Here is a 14,587-nt window from a genome sequence, read left to right on the forward strand (position 1 = left end):
CGACCGCAGTCCCTGGGCGGCAGGCCACCTGGCCGATGCCGGCTCCACCAGCTCGCCCGTACGCTGAGGCAATGACCCGCTCTCTGGCCTACTTCACAGACCTTGCCCTGCGCCGTCACGAGGGCAGCGTCGTAACCCGGGAGGGGACCCTGACCGTGATCCGTTCACCGCAGAACCAGGGGTTCTGGTGGGGCAACTTCCTGCTGATGCCCGCGCCGCCCCTGCCCGGCGACCTGGACCGCTGGGAAACGCAGTTCCAGAACCATCATTCGGCCGCCCATCACCGCGCCTTCGGTGTGGACACGCCGGACGGGAACGAGGGCGCCGCCGACGACTTCCGGGCGGCCGGCTACCAGGTCATGCACGACACGGTGCTGACCGCCGAGGTGACCCATCCGCCCCGCCGCCTGAACACGGACGCCACCTTTCGCCCGCTGGCCACGGAGGCCGACTGGGCCAGCGCCCACGCCCTGCGGATGGCCGTGAACGCCGCCGATCCGTCCGGCCACGAGGAAACCGGGTACCGCGAGTTCAGCACCCTCAAACTCGCGTCGTACCGGCGGGCGCAGGAAGCGGGCCATGGCGCGCTGCTCGGGGCGTTTGATGATACGGGCACCATGCTCTGTGGCCTGGGCATCTTTGACGCTGGTGAGGGCGTGGCCCGGTACCAGAGTGTCGAGACGCATCCCGAGGCCAGATCCCGTGGCCTGGCGGGCACGCTCGTCCATACGGCCGCCGCGTGGGCGCGCGAGCACCTGGGCACCCGCACGCTGGTCATCGTGGCCGATCCGAATTACCACGCGCAGGCGCTGTACGAGAGCGTGGGCTTCACGGCCACCGAGGTGCAGCTCGCCATTCAGAAACGTCCTGCAGGCGATTAAACCCACTTCAGCGCTTCATGCGGCTCGGGCGGCCACTCCACGGCGATGTCGTCGCCGGGCCGCACCTCGCCGCCCTGCACGATCACCCCCATGATGCCCGCCTTGAACACCGGGGTGCCGGTTCCGTCCTCGTCCAGCACGGCCCGGAGCAGTCCCGGCTGAAAGGCGTCGATCTGCGCGCAGGGATTTCTCAGGCCGGTGACCTCGACGACGGCATCCTTGCCGAGGTACAGACGGGTTCCACGTGGCAGGGCCAGCAGGTCGAGGCCGCGTGTGGTGACATTCTCGCCCAGGTCGGCCGGAGCCACGGTGAAGCCCTGACGCGCCACCTCGTCGAAGAGTTCCGCGTGGATCAGGTGCAGTTGCCGCAGGTTCGGCTGGGTCGGATCGGCCCGCACGCGCGACCGGTGCTGCACGGTCACGCCCGCGTGCGCGTCGCCCTCCACGCCCAGCCCGGCCAGCAGGCGGATCACGCGGCGGGGCTCCTTGGAAAAGCGGTGCGTGCCGTCCGAGGCCACGCCGACGACCGTCGGAGTCATGCATCCTCCTGGGATGGCGGCACGGCGAACAGGGGAGAGGGAGCTCCAAGCCGCGCCCGGATCGGGGCATACGACCGGCGGTGCACGGCGCTGACGCCCAGGTCGTTCAGGGCGGCGCGGTGGGCCGGCGCACCGTACCCTTTGTGTCCCGCGAAGCCGTAGCCGGGATACTGCGCGTCCAGTTCCAGCATGACGCGGTCGCGTTCCGTCTTGGCGAGCAGGCTGGCGGCCGCCACCGAGTAACTCAGCGCGTCGGCCCGCGGGGGGGCGCTGAGCGGCATCTCCACGCGCAACTTCAGGTAGTCGGTGACCAGCGCCTGCGGTCTGGGCTCCAGCCGCTCCAGCGCCCGGAGGGCCGCTGCGTGCGTGGCCCCCAGGATGTTCAGGCGGTCGATCTCGTCCGGCCAGGCGTGCTCCACGGCGTACGCCACCGCCACCCGCCGCACCTCCGCCGCGAACTCCTCGCGCTGCCCGGCCGTCAGCTGTTTGCTGTCCCGGAACGGGTAGTCCAGCGCGGTGCCCGGCAGGATCACCGCCGCCACGGTCACGGGTCCAGCCCACGCGCCCCGCCCGGCCTCGTCCACGCCCGCCACGCGGAAATACCCGCGCCGCCAGTGCTCCCGCTCGAACGCCCAGTCCGGCGTCACCGACGGATTCGTCATACCGGGACGGTAGCAGACGCTCCGGGTGACCGCTAGGAAGGCAGCGCGTGCCGCCGGATCCGTCCGACATCCAGGCCCCAACAAGTGAAGCCCCGCCTGTTCAGCGGGGCGGTGGAACTGGCATCACGCGGCCAAGTTGGTTGTGGGACGCCCTCACTATGAAGCGTGCGAACCTGCGCCGCATGTGAATCGATTTAGATGGCGTTCAGGGAAGCGGCCGCCTGGGCCGGAATTCACCGCTGGTGGCGAGTCCGGCCAGTCCATCTGACCGCAGCCGCCCAGTGCAGGCCGGGCATGTGATACATGGGAGGGCATGACGTCGGGCCGCAAGCAGAAGATCAAACTCAGCCGCCCTCCCGGAACCCGGCGGGGCGGCGACCCGGACGCCGGTTCTCCCGCCGGGCCGTACGCCGAGGTGCGGCCCGCCCTGCTGCCCCCAGGGCTCGACGGGTTGCGCGCCCTGACCAAACCCGGCGTGCGCGGGTTCCCCGGAATCGACGACGCCCAGGCCCTGCTGGCGCAGACGATGCGCAAGGCCCGCGTGACGGGCGACGTCCTTGACCTGACGGCCATGGGCGGCCTGCTGGCCAGCCTGCCGGGCGTGACCCTGCGGGCCGTCGAGGGCTCGGCCCCGGCGCTGGCCACCCTGAGAGCCGCTGGGCTTGACCCCATACCGGCAGTGCCGGGTGATGCCCTGACGGAACGCTGGCCGGAACGGGCCCGCACGGTGGCCCTGGTGCTCGCCGGAGACCGGGGGAACGCCTACGCACAGGCGCAAGTCGCGTGGGCACACGCCAACACCCCGCCCGGCGGCGCGCTGTACATCGCGGGCGACCGCGACAAGGGCTTCGACCGCTACGTGCGCGCGGCGGGCACGGCCTTCGGCACCGGGGAGACGATCGCCCGCGACGGTGGCATGCGCGTCGCAAAACTCATCCGGCGGCCCGGCCCCACGCCCCCCTCGCCTGAACCCGAGCGCTACGACGCGTATGGCGTGACCGTCATCGGGCTGCCCGGCGTGTTCAGCGCCGCGAAACCCGACCGGGCCACGGCGCTGCTGCTCGACCACCTGGAGCCGCTCGACCTGACCGGCCAGGCGGTGCTTGACCTGGGGTGCGGCGCGGGCCTGATCGGGGCGTGGGCGGCGCGGCGCGGGGCGCAGGTCACGCTGGCCGACGCCGACCTGCCGAGCGTCCGCAGCGCCGAGGCCACCCTGGCGGCCAGCGGCGTGGGGGGCGAGGTCATCCACTCGGACGTGGACGTGAACCTGGGCGAGCGCCGCTTCGACGTGATCCTCACCAATCCGCCCTTCCATGTGGGGCGCGGCGTGGTGCTCGACGTGGCCCGCGAGTTCATCGCGGCCGCCGCCCGCCGACTGCGGCCCGGCGGACGCCTGTATGTCGTCGCGAACGAGCCGCTGCCGTACGAGGCCGCCCTCGCCGCCGTCGGACCCGTGCGGGAACTCATACGGGACGCGGGCTTCAAGGTGCTGCTGGCCACGCGTTCCTGAACGCCCGGGCACGCCGGGAACTTCCACGCTCCGCACCTCGTATTCCTTGATCCCCGGATCGATGCTCTCCGTGCTCCGTGCACTGTGTCCTCGTCCCGGCGGAACGGAACGGGTTTGCTAGACTGACGCGTTCCGGTGCCCGGCGCGTTCCATTGCCGGACGAAACCGCTTCACATCACCCTTTCCACGCCCGACCGCAGGAGGCCGCATGGCAGAATCCACCCGAACCCGTACCAAAGTCGCGGCCACGCCCAAGGGCACCGTCGCGGCGTCCGCTGCCAGCCCGGCGGCCACCAAAGCGACCAAGCCCGTCACCAAACCCGCCAGCGCCACGGACGCTCCCGTGAAGGCCCCGGCGGCCAAGGCAGCTCCCAAGCCCACCGCGCGGGCCGCGAAGGCGAAGGCCGACCCGGCCGACGGCGTGGCTGCACCCGCCGCTCCCGCCAAGGCAGCCAAGGCGGCCTCGAAACCCGCGAAGGCCGCCGCGCCCAGCAAGGGCGGCGTTGCCGAGAAGCCCTACTACGCCCACCCCAGCATCCAGGAACTGCTCAAGAGCGGCAAGGCCGCCGGATCGCTCGCCAGCGAGGACATCGCCACCGCGCTCGCCACGGCCCTCGAGGCGAACGGCCTCGACCCGGAAAGCCCGGACGCCTTCGAGGACATGCAGCTGTACCTGGCGTCCATCAACATCGAGGTGCAGGATCTCGACGAGGACGAGGACGAGGACAGCGACGACATCGACGCGGACAGCCCGGTTCCGGCCGCCGCCGCGCAGGAAGACGACGAGGAGAAATACTTCGACGACATGCCCCGCGCGGTCAGCAACGACCCCGTGCGGCAGTACCTGCACGAGATCGGCCGCGTTCCGCTGCTGACGCTGGAAGAGGAAATCGCGCTGGCCCGCCGCATCGAGGAGGGCGAGGAAGCCCGCAAGGTGCTGGAAGAAGACCTCGACATGGACGACCGGGGCCGCCGCCGCCTGATGCGTCAGACCGAGGACGGCGCCGCCGCCCGCCAGGGCCTGATCGAAGCGAACCTGCGCCTGGTGGTCAGTATCGCCAAGAAGTACACCGGGCGCGGCCTGGGCTTCCTGGATCTGATCCAGGAGGGCAACCAAGGCCTGATCCGCGCGGTCGAGAAGTTCGAGTACCGCCGCCGCTACAAGTTCAGCACCTACGCCACGTGGTGGATCCGGCAGGCCATCAACCGCGCCATTGCCGACCAGGCGCGCACCATCCGCATTCCGGTGCACATGGTCGAGACCATCAACAAACTCACCCGCACGGCGAGGCAGCTCCAGCAGGAACTGAGCCGCGAACCCACCTACGAGGAGATCGCCGAGGCGATGGGCCCGGGCTGGGACGCGAACAAGGTCGAGGAAGTGCAGAAGGTCAGCCAGGAGCCCGTCTCGCTGGAAACCCCGATCGGCGACGAGAAGGACTCGTTCTACGGGGACTTCATCCCGGACGAGAACCTCGACTCCCCGGTCGACAACGCCGCCAAGACGCTGCTGAGCGAGGAACTCGAGAAGGCCCTGAGCAAACTCACCGAGCGCGAGGCCATGGTGCTGAAGTTCCGCAAGGGCTTGGTGGACGGCCGCGAGCACACGCTGGAGGAGGTCGGGCAGCGCTTCAACGTCACCCGTGAACGCATCCGCCAGATCGAGAACAAGGCGCTGCGCAAACTCAAGTACCACGAGAGCAGGACCCGCAAGCTCCGCGATTTCCTCGACTGAATCCAGTGTCTTCACGCCGCCCCGTGCCCTGTGGCCGGGGCGGTCGTCATTTCGTGCGGCGGGCATCCTGTGGATGGGCACCGTATCCTGAGCGGGCATGGCCACATCCCCCGCAGGAGCGTCCCGTTGAGCCTTCCGGCCGCCACTGATCCGGCGCGGTCGGGTTCAGATCCGGCCCAGTGGAGGCCGTACGGTCTGGCGCTGCTGCCCCTGTGTCTTGCGGGCCTGCTGCCCTCAGTGCAGGTGGCGCTGTTGTGTGGCGTGTACGCGCTCGGTGTCCGCTCGGCCGAGTGGGTGCACGGCCGCCTGCTGCTGGGCGTGCTTGTGGTGGCGGGTGGGTCGGCGCTACAGGCCGGCTCGGTGCTGCACGGCAGCCAGAGCGAACTGATCGGCCTCGCGGCCTCGGCCCTGCTGGGTCTGATCGCGGTGATCCTCCTGCACCTGGGCGCCACCCGGATCGAGGCCGGGCACCGGTCGGGCCTGCTCGTGCCGCTCGGGCTGGGGCTGCTGGCCCCGCAGGCGCTGCTGCTGCCCGCGCTGGCCGGCGGCGCGCTGGCCCGGCCCACCGAGGATGACCGGCCCGCCGCGTGGCATGTCGCGCCGGGCGCGGCCGCGTGGCGCTGGCCGGTAATGGGACTGCTAGGGGTCACGCTGCTCATGGCCCTCCTGCCCCGCGGTCCGTCCGTCTGGGCCATGGTGACCCGGCATCTCGAGCCAGTGCCCACGGCGGGAGCGCCAGTGCAGGTGCCTCCTCCTGCGGCTGAACCCGTTCTGGATCGGCCCCGCACGACGCTGAACCCGTCGGTGGCGCAGACGCCCCTCCAGATCACCCTGGATCACTCGATGCTGCCGCTGGAACTGGTGTTGATGGCCGCCGTCGGCCTGGGCATCTCGCTGCTGTGGCGGGCCCGTCCGCGCGCGGTGGGGGTTCCCCCGACCCTGGTCGAGCGGCTGATGGCCATCGGCCTCATCGTTGGCGGGCTGGTCGGCCTGGGCGCGGCCCTGTTGCTGTCCATCTCCTCTGGGGGGGGTGGCGGGGCCGTTGGCAGTGTCGCCGTACGCGGAGGGTCGGCGTTGGGAAGCCAGGTGCCTTCCCTGAACGTGCCGGTTCGCACGCTCGACCTCAGCCTGCTGATGAATGTGATGGTCGCGGTCAGTGTGCTGCTGCTCGCGGGTCTGACGGTGGCCGCTTTTCTCGCACGTCGGGACGAAGCACCGGACGACCTGCCGGAGCTGTCGCTGGAGGACGCGGCGGAGTCCCTGGAGCCGGGTCGTCCGGCGGCGCCGCTGCACCGCGTGCGCCGGGCGTGGCGGGCGGCGGAGGCGGCGCTGGAGGCCACCGGCCGCTCGCGTCTGCCCGCCGAGTCACCCCTCTCGTACGCGGCGCGGCTGGGCCGCGATGCCCCGCTGCTGCGCGCTCCGCTGGCCGCGCTCGCCCGCGTGTATGCTCCCGTGCGCTACGGTGCGCAGGTCTCGGAGACCGGGGCCGGCACCGCCGAACGCGCCCTGACCGAGCTGCGCGTGATCATTCCCACCCTGCCCCCGCCCCGCCCGGCGGACGCCAAAGGAACGCCATGACCATGACCCGCCCTGACCTGCTCCACACGGTTCCGCCCTTCGCTGCCCGCGTGCTGGAGAATGTCGCCCGCGTGCTGGTCGGCAAGGAAGACGTGACGCGGCTGTGCCTCGCGGGCGTGCTCGCGGGTGGGCACCTGCTGCTGGAGGACGCCCCTGGCACCGGCAAGACCATGCTGGCCCGCGCCCTGGCCCGCAGCCTGGGCCTGGACTTCGCGCGCGTGCAGTTCACGCCGGATCTGCTGCCCAGCGACGTGACCGGCGTCAGCGTGTACCGGCCCGCCACGGGCGAGTTCGAGTTCGTGCCCGGCCCGATCTTCACCGGCGTCCTGCTGGCCGACGAGATCAACCGCGCCACGCCGCGCACGCAGTCCGCGCTGCTGGAAGCCATGGGGGAAGGGCAGGTCACGGAGTCCGGCGTGACCCGGCCCCTGCGCGCACCATTCGTGGTGATCGCCACGCAGAATCCCATCGAGCACGAGGGCACGTACCGCCTGCCGGAAGCGCAACTCGACCGCTTCCTGCTCCGAACCAGCGTGGGCTATCCGACCCCCGAGGAGGAGGTGAAGATGCTCGCGCGGCTCCGCACCGAGCACCCGATCACCACCCTGGAGGCGGTCGCCACGCCGGACGACCTGCTCGGCGCGCAGGGGCAGGTGCGGGCGGTTCACGTTGCGGAAGACCTCCAGTGGTACCTCTCGTCGCTGTGCGCGCGAACCCGCCGGCATCCGATGGTGGTGCTCGGAGCCGGTCCGCGCGCCAGTCTGGCGTTGCAGGGCGTCGCGCAGGCCCTCGCGTGGCTGGATGGCCGGACGTTCGTTATCCCGGACGACATTCAACTGGCCGCGCCCGCCGTGCTCGCCCACCGTCTGACCCTCAAGATCGAGGCCCGCCTGCAGGGCACCCCGCCGGAAAGCATCGTGACCGAGGTGCTGCGCGCGGTGCCGGTGCCCGTCGAGGAGAGCGTGATCGGCCAGGATCCGGCCCGCGCTGTCCCGGCTGAGGAGCTCCCCAGGCCATGACCACGCTGTTGGTCTGGCTGGTCGTGATCGTGCTCCTGACCGCCGTGGTGTGGCTGGCCTACAGCGTGCCGCCGGGTGTGACGCTCAGCCGCGACCTGCCGGACCGGGCCTTCCAGGGCAGCCGCGTGCCACTGGGGGTGCGGGTGGAACTGCACACGCGTCTGCCGCTGCGCTTCGCGCTGGACGATCCCACCCCCCGCACCGTGGTGCCGGACATGCCCGTCACGCTGGTCGGCGCGGGGATGGGCACGGTCGCGGTGGACTTCCACACGACCCTCGACCTGAACCGCCGAGGCGTCCATGCCTGGCCGGGCGCCACGCTGCGCTGGGCAGATCCGCTCGGCCTGTTCTGGCACGCCATGCCCGTGCCGGCCCCGCAGGGCCTGCTGGTCTATCCCGGCACGCACGGCCTCGTGCTGCCAGACCTGCTGCGCCCCCTGCTCAGCGAGGGCGGCCTGAGCCGCCGCCTGGGGCTCGACGATCCCCTGAGCCTGCGCGGCGTGCGCGAGTACGTCAGCGGCGACCCGCCGGGCCGCGTGCACTGGAAACTCAGCGCCCGCACCGGCACCCTCACCGTGCGCGAACCGGAACGCACTGCCGCGAGTTCCGTGACCATCTACCTCGACACCGGCGCGGGCGGCGACGTCTACCTGGAGAGCGCCGTGCGCCTGGCCGCGAGCCTGGTGCAGGAAGCGCTTGCCATGACCCTACCCGTGTCCGTGGCCCTGCCCGGCAGCGCGTCTCCGGCGGGCACCACCCCGGACGCTGTGCAGGGCGCCCTGCGGCTGCTGGCCCGCGCGGCCCTGAATCCCGGTGATCCGGTCATCCCGCACACGCGCGCGGGCGGCAACCTGTTCATCCTGACCGCCCGCCCGCGCCCGGCCCTGATCGAGCAGGCCATGCATGCCCGCGCCCACGCGAGCCGCGTGGTGATTGTGGCCCTGCCGGAGGGCTTCTATCTGGAACCCGGCGAGACGCCCCGCCGGCAGTGGGCGGGCCTGCCGGACATGGTGCGCGACCTGGAGCGTCAGGCCGGCGCGCTGGCCGGGGCGGGCATCTTGGTGTATGTGCTGCGCGGCAACCAGAGCGTGCTGAACCTCGGCGCCTGACCGGCGGTCTTCATGACATGAAGGAAGCGCTCAGACAAGCGCCCGCACGGCCCTGCTACCGTGGTTCCATGACCCACGACGACGACAAGCGCCCCAGCGACCAGCAGGTCAGCGACCATCAGGTCAGCAACGTCGATCTGCAGTTCATGGGCCGGACGGATCAGCAGGGCGAACTCGACGCGACCGTGGATGCCGAGAGCAAGGCGCCGGGCGAATACAAGGAACGCGGCATGGACAAACAGGACGTGGCTGTCGCCCAGAGCATGGACGCCAGCGATCCCCCCAGCACGAACATGGGCGAGGACGACGCGGACAAGTAACCGTCAGGAATCTTTAGCGGCTGAACTCGGCCGTTCCCGAATCAGCCGGCCCGTTCCCCCAGAGCGAGCCGGCTGACTTCTGCCGCGATCACCGGCAGCGCGCCGCCCGGCCCGATCCGTTCCAGGCCAGCCCGCGCTGCCCTGGCCCGCCGCCGTCCGTCGGTCAACAGCGCCCTCACCTCGCTTGCGACGGCGTTCGGATCGGCGGGTACGACTGTCAGGGCCGCGCCCAGCAGGCGACCCTGACGGCGTGCAAACCCTGGCGTGAACTGGGGACCACCGGTGGCAAAGGCCACGACTGGCACACCCAGCCCGGCCAGCTGCTCGTTCGCGGTGCCCGCCGTGCCCACTGCGACGTCCGCCGCGCGGGCCACGGCACCGAACGCGCCGCGCAGCAGGGTTACCGACTGGCCCTCTTCCTCGGCGTGGGCTGTCCCGTCATCCTCAACGTGCAGCCTCCAGGCGTCGGGAAGGGTCACGTCCTCCCAGGAGTGCGGCCACGCGGCCAGCGCCTGCACGTCCGGCAGGTGCGCAGCCGCGCGCAACATGAGCGGCAGACTCTCCCGGTGATCCCCGCGCGACCCGGGCAGCAGTGCCAGCACCGGACGGCCATCCAGGTCGGGCAGGGCGCGTTCTGGGGCCGGAAGGACGTCCATCGCAAAACTCCCGGCAAACCGGGCCGGTGCACCCCTCTCCGTGAAATACCGGGCGGTCACCGCGTCCCTCACGAACACGGCGTCCGCCCGGCGGGCCAGCGCGAGTTCATACTCCATGGGGCGGTTTGCGCCCAGGGCGTTGAGTTCCCGCAGCGCCCCGCGCAGGCCGAGGCCCTCCAGGTAGTGCGCGCTGAGGAGCGGCTGCACGTGAACCAGGGGCACTCCGGCCCACCGCGCGGCGAGACTGCCCACCATCAGGGCATACGCGTCGCCCACGACGACCACTGCGCCCGCCTGCCGGGCACCGCGCACGGCGTCCGTCCACTGGCCGAGCGAATCCCGGATCAGTCCAGCCCTGAGATCTGCGCGCAGGTTCTCCACGCTCCCGAAGGGAAACCCGCCGCTCGGCAGGGTCAGCACCCGCCCGACCCGGCGTGCGCCGACCCGCGCGTACGCCTCTCCAGCGCCGACCAGCGGAGAGTAGCGAACGTCCCAGCCGCTTCCGAGCTGCTGGGCCAGGCGCGCCCCGATCAGGTCTTCGGCCGTCCCGTTCGAGACGAACAGGGCGGCGGGGCGAGGAGCGGACGCAGCGGCGGACACGCGGGCAGCATACCGGTCACCGTGGGCCGCCCGCATCCGTGGTACCAATGGAACCGGCGGGTGAACAGGGCATGAGTGAATTTGACGAACTTCAGGGAGTCATTCAGCGGCACGCCGAACGGCGGCAGGCCGAGGCGCGCGCCTGCGAGACCTTCCTCCAGGCCCTGTACCACGCGCTGCGCAGCGCAAGTGGGCCGGGCCTGCCCCTGAACAACGTCACACTGGACTTCATTCCCGATCCCATCAATCGCCTGCGGCCCACGCCCACGGGTGGCTTCCACGCTGCGTGGCTGCGCCTTGGCCTGTGCGAGGTGCTGGTTCGGGTGCGGCGCTTCGACGGGGCCTTTCAGGGTGAATACGGTGAGGGCGGGGTGTTCCGTCTGGACAGTACCGGCGAGGACGACCTGCTGAGCCTCGCGCGGCGCATCCTGCGCGACGTGGCCGCCACGTATGCGGGCGAGCACCTTGATTCGGCCCTCAGTCGGCTGAACTGAGAGCCGGCTTTATGCAAGCCGTGAAGAGGGCCGCCGTCCATCCGGATCGGCGGCCCTGCTCGGCTGTGTTCAGGGTGTCGCTCAGCCCTTGACGGCCCCGGCAGTCAGGCCGGACACGATGTTGCGCTGGAAGACCAGCACCAAGATGATCAGCGGCACCGTCACAACGATGCTCGCCGCCATGATCGGCCCCCACGGCTGGTCGTACTGCGACGCGCCGGAATAGTTGGCGATCACGACCGGCACCGTGCGGTTGGAACTCGTGAAGGTCAGGGCGAACAGGTACTCGTTCCAGCAGTTGATGAACGCCAGCAGGCCAGTCGTGACCAGCGCGGGCATCATGACCGGGAAGAGCACCAGGAACAGCGTCTGGAGGGGGCTTGCACCATCCACCAGCGCGGCTTCCTCCAGTTCGCCAGGAATGTCACGCACGAAGGATGTCAGCACCCAGACGGTGAACGGAATGGTGAAGATCAGGTACGAGAAGATCAGTGCCAGCGGGTTGTTGAAAACCCCAACCGAGCGAATCAGGGTGAACAGGCCGCCCAGCACGGCAATTTGCGGGAACACACTGACGGCCAGGATGAGGTACAGCACCGCCTGCTTGCCCGCGAAGCGGAAGCGGCCCAGCGCATACGCGGCGAACGACCCGAACAGGATACTGATTGCCACAGCGCCCACCGCTGCAATCACGCTGTACAGCAGGCCACGCTGGAAAGCGGGATTGTTGAACACCTGAATGTAATTGTCGAAGGTCTTGGGCGCGACCAAGAACGCCCCTGGTGTGAGGAACAGGTTGGCGCCCTTGCTGAACGACGTGATGACCGCCCACACGAACGGAAACAGCAGATAGAAGGTGATCGCGATGACCAGAATGTAGAAGGCGGCCCGCTGGAGGTAGAACAGGGTGGGATTGGTGCGTTGCAGGTTCATGTCGTTCTCCTCAGTCGAACTTCACGCGGAACGCGGTCACGTAGATGATGACGATCACCATGATAATCAGGAAGATTGCCACAGCGACGGCGCTACCCATGCCCAGCAGCGAGTTGTCGATCAAGGTCAGACGGGCGTAGCCGGTCATGGAGGTACTCGCAGCGTTCACCGGGCCGAGCATGACGTACATGATGTCGAACACGCGCAGCGCATCCAGCGAGCGGAAGACCAACGCGACCAGCAGCGCAGGGCGCAACAGCGGCAGTGTCATCCTCCAGAATTGCGTCCACTTGCTCGCGCCGTCCATGTCAGCCGCCTCGTACATATCGCTGGGAAGGCTCTGCAATCCCGCCAGGATCAGCAGGGCCATGAAGGACGTGGTCTTCCAGACATCCACAGCGATCAACGCCCAGATGGCCTTGTCCGGTTCGGCCAGTAGCGCCTGCCCGCCCAACAGCCCGCGCCCGATCAGACCAAAGGAATCGTTGTACATGTACGCCCACATCTGCGCGGACACGACCGTGGGAATCGCCCAGGGCACCAGCATGGCCGTCCGCAGGAACGCCCGGCCCTTGAAGCTGCCGTTCACGACCAGCGCGATAATCATCCCAAACACCGTCTCCAGGAACACCGACACGACCGTGAACAGCATGGTGTTCTTCACGGCCTGCCACCATTTGGGATCTTGCAGGAACCCAATGCCGATGCCGTCCTCGGTGGTAAACCAGAAGTTGTGGAATCCCACGTTCGTCGCGGTTTCAGGCGAGGTAAGGTTCGCATCTTTGAACGCGAAGAAGATGGTGCGCCACAGCGGATACCCGGCGACGATAGCGATCGCGATCAGGGTCGGCAGGAGCAGCCACAGGGCCTGACGGGCGCGGGCGGCCTCAATGCCCCGCGTCTTGACCACCTTGCGGGGCTCGGTGGTGGCGTTCGTGGTCATGGTGATGGCCTCCTTGTCAGGGGAAAATGAAACGGAGTAGGCGTGGACGTGCATTAGAACGCGGGCCAGCGGAAGACTGTGGTGTGCTGAACGATAGCACCGGGGGTGTCTTGAATGTCAAAAGGACGGGGGACTCCCGCGATGGGCGTCCCCCGCTGTCCTCACACCGTGGTGAGGGCGTTCAGAGGCTTACCAGCCGCTGCCTTTGATGCGGGCGAGGTTCGTGGCGAGCGAGGCCACGGCCGCCTGGCCCTTGCTCTTGCCGGTCAGCACGTCGCTGACGGCGGAGCTGAAGGCCTGCGAGACCTGGTTGTACTTGCCTTTGGTGGGGCCGGAAGGACGCGCGGCGGCCGAAGTGAACACGTCGTACAGGCTGCCGAAGAAGGGGTTGGCCTTCAGGACATCCTTGTCCTTATACAGCGTAGTGATGGTGGGGTTGTACGAGCCCTCGATCGCGCGGATCTTCTGCTCGGCGGGGCCAGCCAGGTAGCGCACGAGTTCGATCGCGGCCGTCTGGTTCTTGGAGTAGGTGCTGACACCGAGCTGCCAGCCGCCGAGGGTCGCCGCGTTACGTGCGCCACCGGAGGGCAGGGGGGCTACGCCGATCATGCCCTTGACCTTGGAATCCGTGCCCTGGCCGAGAGCCCAGGCGTAGGGCCAGTTGCGCATGAAGGCCGCATTGCCGGACTGGAAGATGCCACGGGCTTCTTCTTCACCGTAGGTGGTCACGCCCTGGGGGCTGATGGTCTTGACCCAGCTGGCTGCGGTGTCCAGGGCCTGGGCGGCCTTGGCATTGTTGATGGTGATCTTGCCGGACGAATCGACGATGGTGCCGCCGCCGAAGGAGACCAGCCATTCCATGGCGTCGCAGGTTAGGCCTTCGTAGTTTTTGCCCTGCCACACGAAGCCCGCGAAGGCCTTGTTGGTTTTCTGCTCGCCGTCCTGGATCTTCTTGGCCATGGTCGCCATTTCGGCCCAGGTCTTGGGGGCGGCGGTGTAGCCGTACTTCTTCAGCAGATCCGTGCGGTAGTACAGCAGGCCGGCGTCCGTGAACCACGGCAGCGCGACAAGTTTGCCGTCGACCGTGTTGGCTTCGATAATGCCCTTGAAGTGCGCGTTCACTTCAGCGGCGGGCACTTTGCCCTTCAGGTCGACGAAGTGCTGGGCGAGCAGGCCGGGCCAGACGACGTCGAGCTGGTACACGTCAATGTCACTGCTCTTGGCAGCCAGCTGCTGCTGGTACAGGGCGAGGCGGTCATTGGTGAGGTTAGGGCTCTCGAAGACCTTGACTTCGTTGCCGGTCTTGGCGGCCCAGCGGGCAGCGCCCGCCTTGCACAGTTCCAGTTCCTGGCCTACGGCCCCACACGCGATGGTCAGTGTGACGGCACCAGCATGGCTGGTTGAGGCGATGGCAGCGGTGAGCGTAATGAGAGCAATGGCTTTCTTCATGAATCCTCCTGCGTGGGTGTCAGGCTCAGCCCTGACCCGCTTCATCTTCGGAAGCGGTTCCACAATTGACCGGGTTTGGTAGTGAAGAGGCTACACCGCGCCGTGGGCAGTGTCAACGTGTTCTGTGGCACAGGGCCGTCAAGCAGAGGTGCGCACCAA

The 14,587-nt window shown here is 69.1% G+C and carries 14 protein-coding genes; 8 read left to right on the forward strand and 6 right to left on the reverse strand.

Annotation, left to right across the window (positions count from 1 at the left end):
• The first annotated feature begins 71 nt into the window (after nucleotides 1-71).
• On the forward strand, nucleotides 72-881 hold the full coding sequence (locus tag E7T09_RS01710) for a GNAT family N-acetyltransferase (RefSeq protein ID WP_168734655.1): 810 nt from the start codon (nucleotides 72-74) through the stop codon (nucleotides 879-881).
• Here the strand turns inward: E7T09_RS01710 and E7T09_RS01715 are convergent.
• Nucleotides 878-1,420, reverse strand: a complete 543-nt coding sequence (locus tag E7T09_RS01715; RefSeq protein WP_136387407.1) for an MOSC domain-containing protein — start codon at nucleotides 1,418-1,420, stop codon at nucleotides 878-880. The genes E7T09_RS01710 and E7T09_RS01715 overlap by 4 nt on opposite strands.
• Nucleotides 1,417-2,082: a ribonuclease HII gene (locus E7T09_RS01720; protein WP_136387408.1), complete on the reverse strand. Its 666-nt coding sequence runs from the start codon at nucleotides 2,080-2,082 to the stop codon at nucleotides 1,417-1,419. The genes E7T09_RS01715 and E7T09_RS01720 overlap by 4 nt, the downstream gene beginning before the upstream one ends.
• A 313-nt stretch (nucleotides 2,083-2,395) precedes the next feature.
• Here E7T09_RS01720 and E7T09_RS01725 point away from each other — a divergent pair, with 313 nt between their 5' ends.
• The 6 genes from E7T09_RS01725 to E7T09_RS01750 all read left to right on the forward strand — a co-directional run bounded on the left by E7T09_RS01725 (nucleotide 2,396) and on the right by E7T09_RS01750 (nucleotide 9,353).
• Nucleotides 2,396-3,592 (forward strand): class I SAM-dependent methyltransferase, encoded by a 1,197-nt coding sequence (locus E7T09_RS01725; protein ID WP_136387409.1) that lies wholly within the window; start codon nucleotides 2,396-2,398, stop codon nucleotides 3,590-3,592.
• A gap of 208 nt (nucleotides 3,593-3,800) precedes the next feature.
• The gene (rpoD, locus tag E7T09_RS01730; RefSeq protein WP_136387410.1) at nucleotides 3,801-5,327 is read left to right on the forward strand and encodes an RNA polymerase sigma factor RpoD; all 1,527 of its coding nucleotides are present in this window, start codon (nucleotides 3,801-3,803) and stop codon (nucleotides 5,325-5,327) included.
• Nucleotides 5,328-5,453: 126 nt separating this feature from the next.
• Nucleotides 5,454-6,905, forward strand: a complete 1,452-nt coding sequence (locus E7T09_RS01735) for a DUF4129 domain-containing protein (RefSeq protein ID WP_136387411.1) — start codon at nucleotides 5,454-5,456, stop codon at nucleotides 6,903-6,905.
• Entirely contained in the window at nucleotides 6,902-7,924 is a 1,023-nt protein-coding gene (locus E7T09_RS01740; protein WP_136387412.1) for a MoxR family ATPase, read from the forward strand. The genes E7T09_RS01735 and E7T09_RS01740 overlap by 4 nt, the downstream gene beginning before the upstream one ends.
• Nucleotides 7,921-9,033, forward strand: coding sequence for a DUF58 domain-containing protein (locus tag E7T09_RS01745; RefSeq protein WP_136387413.1), 1,113 nt, complete (start codon nucleotides 7,921-7,923; stop codon nucleotides 9,031-9,033). Before E7T09_RS01740 ends, E7T09_RS01745 begins: the two co-directional genes overlap by 4 nt.
• 68 nt (nucleotides 9,034-9,101) lie before the next feature.
• The gene (locus E7T09_RS01750; RefSeq protein ID WP_136387414.1) at nucleotides 9,102-9,353 is read left to right on the forward strand and encodes an M-like protein; all 252 of its coding nucleotides are present in this window, start codon (nucleotides 9,102-9,104) and stop codon (nucleotides 9,351-9,353) included.
• 41 nt (nucleotides 9,354-9,394) lie between these two features.
• On the opposite strand, the gene E7T09_RS01755 is transcribed toward E7T09_RS01750, so the two are convergent.
• Complete coding sequence (locus E7T09_RS01755) at nucleotides 9,395-10,609, reverse strand: lipid-A-disaccharide synthase-related protein (RefSeq protein WP_240741563.1); 1,215 nt, start codon at nucleotides 10,607-10,609, stop codon at nucleotides 9,395-9,397.
• A gap of 71 nt (nucleotides 10,610-10,680) precedes the next feature.
• Here E7T09_RS01755 and E7T09_RS01760 point away from each other — a divergent pair, with 71 nt between their 5' ends.
• Nucleotides 10,681-11,103 (forward strand): hypothetical protein, encoded by a 423-nt coding sequence (locus tag E7T09_RS01760; protein ID WP_136387416.1) that lies wholly within the window; start codon nucleotides 10,681-10,683, stop codon nucleotides 11,101-11,103.
• Nucleotides 11,104-11,184: 81 nt separating this feature from the next.
• Here E7T09_RS01760 and E7T09_RS01765 read toward each other — a convergent pair whose 3' ends face one another.
• The 3 genes from E7T09_RS01765 to E7T09_RS01775 form a co-directional block, all read right to left on the reverse strand.
• A complete protein-coding gene (locus E7T09_RS01765) occupies nucleotides 11,185-12,036 on the reverse strand; it encodes a carbohydrate ABC transporter permease (protein WP_136387417.1) in 852 nt (283 codons plus the stop codon).
• 10 nt (nucleotides 12,037-12,046) lie between these two features.
• Nucleotides 12,047-12,979 carry a carbohydrate ABC transporter permease gene (locus E7T09_RS01770; protein WP_136387418.1) on the reverse strand — a complete coding sequence of 311 codons (933 nt, stop codon included), beginning with the start codon at nucleotides 12,977-12,979 and terminating at the stop codon, nucleotides 12,047-12,049.
• A gap of 189 nt (nucleotides 12,980-13,168) precedes the next feature.
• Nucleotides 13,169-14,428, reverse strand: a complete 1,260-nt coding sequence (locus tag E7T09_RS01775; RefSeq protein WP_136387419.1) for an ABC transporter substrate-binding protein — start codon at nucleotides 14,426-14,428, stop codon at nucleotides 13,169-13,171.
• Nucleotides 14,429-14,587: the final 159 nt, after the last annotated feature.

Source organism: Deinococcus sp. KSM4-11, assembly GCF_004801415.1.
GTDB lineage: Bacteria > Deinococcota > Deinococci > Deinococcales > Deinococcaceae > Deinococcus.

What these genes read in the sequence shown, in the direction of transcription:
- E7T09_RS01710 (WP_168734655.1), top strand. Translation starts at nt 72, where the DNA reads ATGACCCGCTCTCTGGCCTACTTCACAGACCTTGCCCTGCGCCGTCAC.
- E7T09_RS01715 (WP_136387407.1), bottom strand. Translation starts at nt 1,420, where the DNA reads ATGACTCCGACGGTCGTCGGCGTGGCCTCGGACGGCACGCACCGCTTT.
- E7T09_RS01720 (WP_136387408.1), bottom strand. Translation starts at nt 2,082, where the DNA reads ATGACGAATCCGTCGGTGACGCCGGACTGGGCGTTCGAGCGGGAGCAC.
- E7T09_RS01725 (WP_136387409.1), top strand. Translation starts at nt 2,396, where the DNA reads ATGACGTCGGGCCGCAAGCAGAAGATCAAACTCAGCCGCCCTCCCGGA.
- rpoD (WP_136387410.1), top strand. Translation starts at nt 3,801, where the DNA reads ATGGCAGAATCCACCCGAACCCGTACCAAAGTCGCGGCCACGCCCAAG.
- E7T09_RS01740 (WP_136387412.1), top strand. Translation starts at nt 6,902, where the DNA reads ATGACCATGACCCGCCCTGACCTGCTCCACACGGTTCCGCCCTTCGCT.
- E7T09_RS01745 (WP_136387413.1), top strand. Translation starts at nt 7,921, where the DNA reads ATGACCACGCTGTTGGTCTGGCTGGTCGTGATCGTGCTCCTGACCGCC.
- E7T09_RS01750 (WP_136387414.1), top strand. Translation starts at nt 9,102, where the DNA reads ATGACCCACGACGACGACAAGCGCCCCAGCGACCAGCAGGTCAGCGAC.
- E7T09_RS01760 (WP_136387416.1), top strand. Translation starts at nt 10,681, where the DNA reads ATGAGTGAATTTGACGAACTTCAGGGAGTCATTCAGCGGCACGCCGAA.
- E7T09_RS01765 (WP_136387417.1), bottom strand. Translation starts at nt 12,036, where the DNA reads ATGAACCTGCAACGCACCAATCCCACCCTGTTCTACCTCCAGCGGGCC.
- E7T09_RS01770 (WP_136387418.1), bottom strand. Translation starts at nt 12,979, where the DNA reads ATGACCACGAACGCCACCACCGAGCCCCGCAAGGTGGTCAAGACGCGG.
- E7T09_RS01775 (WP_136387419.1), bottom strand. Translation starts at nt 14,428, where the DNA reads ATGAAGAAAGCCATTGCTCTCATTACGCTCACCGCTGCCATCGCCTCA.